We start from the raw sequence: 2,233 nt of genomic DNA on the forward strand, positions 1-2,233 counted from the left end.
GGTATTGAGGTACTGGTTCGGGCCGGAGCGGAAAGTAGCGTTATTGAGTCGGATGCCGTCTACCAGCAGTAACGTTTGCTGCCCCGTCAGGCCACGGACGAAGGGTGAGCCACCGCCGTGGTTTGTTTTTTGCAAAAACACTCCCGTTTGTCCCGAAAGTACTTCGGGCGTAGATCGCAATGCACTTTGAGCCAGGTCGCGTTGGGAAATGACGGTTACCGCCTCGGGACGCTCGAAGGCCAGCGTTTCGTAGCGTTGCGCCGTTACAACTACCTGGTCGTTAAGCTGAATGAGCGCAGGCTGCAGCAGTACTTCAATCGAAGCGGGATTTCTTTCGCCGGAAATAATTGTTGTTTTGGAGGAAAATCCCACACTGGAAACCAGTACTTTGTACTCTTCGGCTTTTCCTAAATCCAGTTGAAAAACACCGCTATCGTCAGTGGTCGTACCAATCGTGGAATTGAGTACCTGCACCGTTGCACCCGGAACGGGCTTTCGACCATCTTGGGAAAAAACATGCCCCGTCAAGCGTTGGAGGGATTCAGTTTTTTGGGCAAAAACAAATAGTGGGAGGAGAAAAAAAACTAGGGCTAGAATTCTACGCATGGCCTTTTGATGGATGGAGCGGGTAGCCGAAATAAGGGCGTTGTTTCTGCAAGTGAAAATTCTCGCTGTTAAGTAATTGTAACAGGCTTGGCATCCAGATCGAGCAGGTAGCGTACAGCTAATTCGTAGCCTTGCAGCCCCAACCCGCAGATCATGCCGTGGCAGCGATTGCTCAAAAAACTGTGGTGGCGGAAGGCTTCGCGTTTGTGGATATTCGAGATATGTACCTCCACGGCGGGCATCGGCACAGCCGATAGCGCGTCAGCCAGGGCCACCGAAGTATGCGTAAGTGCCCCAGCGTTGATAACGAGGCCGTCGAACGAAAAGCCGGTCTCGTGAATTTTGTCCAGGAGTTCTCCTTCATGGTTCGATTGAAAGTAATGCAGTTCTACGTCTGAAAAGATATTTTTCAGCCCTTTAAAATAATTCTCAAAAGACTGATTGCCATAAATCCCCGGCTCCCGTTTGCCTAGTAAGTTGAGATTCGGGCCGTTGAGAATCAGGATTTTTTTCATTGTGATTTTTGCTATTTATCAGAAAAGGAAATGATGCAGAGTCGCAGGAATGCTAGGTTTTTCTTTGCGGCTTTGCGACTTTGCAATAAAAAGAGGGGCCAAAAGCTATGTGGCAAAGCTACATCAAACATTTTAAAGACTACCTCCGCCTGGAACGCTCGCTTTCGGGCCATTCGGTGGAAGCCTACGTCCACGATGCCGACAAACTCCGCGAGTACGCCGAAATGCAAGACCTCGCTACTACGCCCGCCGACATCACCGAAGAACACCTGCTGGGCTACCTGAAGTACCTCACCGAACTCGGCCTCACCGCCCACACCCAAGCCCGCTTTCTGTCGGGTATAAAAGCTTTTTTCAAGTACCTTTTACTGGAAAACATCATCCGGGAAGATCCTTCCGAACTCATCGAATCCCCCACCCTGCCGCGCAAACTACCCGACGTACTTTCTTATCCCGAAATAGAGGAGATGCTGGCGGCCATCGACCACTCCACGCCCGAAGGTACCCGCAACCGCGCCATCCTGGAAGTACTTTACAGTTGCGGACTTCGCGTGTCGGAACTGACCAGCCTGCAACTAACCAACTGCTACTTCGACATCGGTTTCATTCGCGTCGTCGGTAAGGGCGACAAGGTGCGGCTGGTGCCGATTGGCCGGGATGCCATAAAGTACACCGAGATTTATCTGGAAACCGTTCGGAATCAACTCGACGTCAAGAAAGAAAGCGAAGACGTTGTGTTTCTCAATCGTCGGGGTAGTCAACTGACGCGGGTCATGATTTTTTACATTATCAAAGCAGTGGCCGAGGAAGCCGGGATAACCAAAAACGTCAGCCCGCACACGTTTCGGCACTCCTTTGCCACGCATCTGATCGAGGGCGGGGCCAGTTTGCGGGCGGTACAGGAGATGCTGGGCCACGAGTCTATCATCACGACCGAAATCTATACTCACCTCGACCGCGACTACCTGCGGCAGGTAATTACGGAGTTTCATCCGCGCGGGTAGTTTTCGGCAAGTGGGGATTTGGGTATAACGGCCGAAGTTGCGTCTTCTAACTACAACCCACAAATTTCCTCAACTTTTGAAAAATCTCGCACAGGAGCCACTCCTGTA

Annotated in this window: 3 protein-coding genes; 1 reads left to right on the top strand and 2 read right to left on the bottom strand. The window is 51.4% G+C overall.

All coding sequences use genetic code 11. The annotated features are described in order from the left end of the window. Together ACEW8P_RS00970 and aroQ are read right to left on the bottom strand one after the other, a co-directional pair. Positions 1–606, bottom strand: a 606-nt coding sequence (locus ACEW8P_RS00970) for a carboxypeptidase-like regulatory domain-containing protein (protein ID WP_373511242.1), incomplete at its 3' end; no start/stop codon positions are given. A gap of 68 nt (positions 607–674) precedes the next feature. After that, the gene (gene aroQ / locus ACEW8P_RS00975) at positions 675–1,121 is read right to left on the bottom strand and encodes a type II 3-dehydroquinate dehydratase (protein WP_373511243.1); all 447 of its coding nucleotides are present in this window, start codon (positions 1,119–1,121) and stop codon (positions 675–677) included. 107 nt (positions 1,122–1,228) lie between these two features. Between aroQ and xerD the strand changes: the two genes are divergently transcribed. Further along, on the top strand, positions 1,229–2,125 hold the full coding sequence (gene xerD / locus ACEW8P_RS00980; protein ID WP_373511244.1) for a site-specific tyrosine recombinase XerD: 897 nt from the start codon (positions 1,229–1,231) through the stop codon (positions 2,123–2,125). The last annotated feature ends 108 nt before the right edge of the window (positions 2,126–2,233 follow it).

It is taken from the genome of Persicitalea sp. (assembly GCF_041751555.1).
Taxonomy (GTDB): domain Bacteria; phylum Bacteroidota; class Bacteroidia; order Cytophagales; family Spirosomataceae; genus Persicitalea.

Coding starts and splice junctions, on each gene's coding strand:
- aroQ (WP_373511243.1), bottom strand. CDS start 1,121: ATGAAAAAAATCCTGATTCTCAACGGCCCGAATCTCAACTTACTAGGC.
- xerD (WP_373511244.1), top strand. CDS start 1,229: ATGTGGCAAAGCTACATCAAACATTTTAAAGACTACCTCCGCCTGGAA.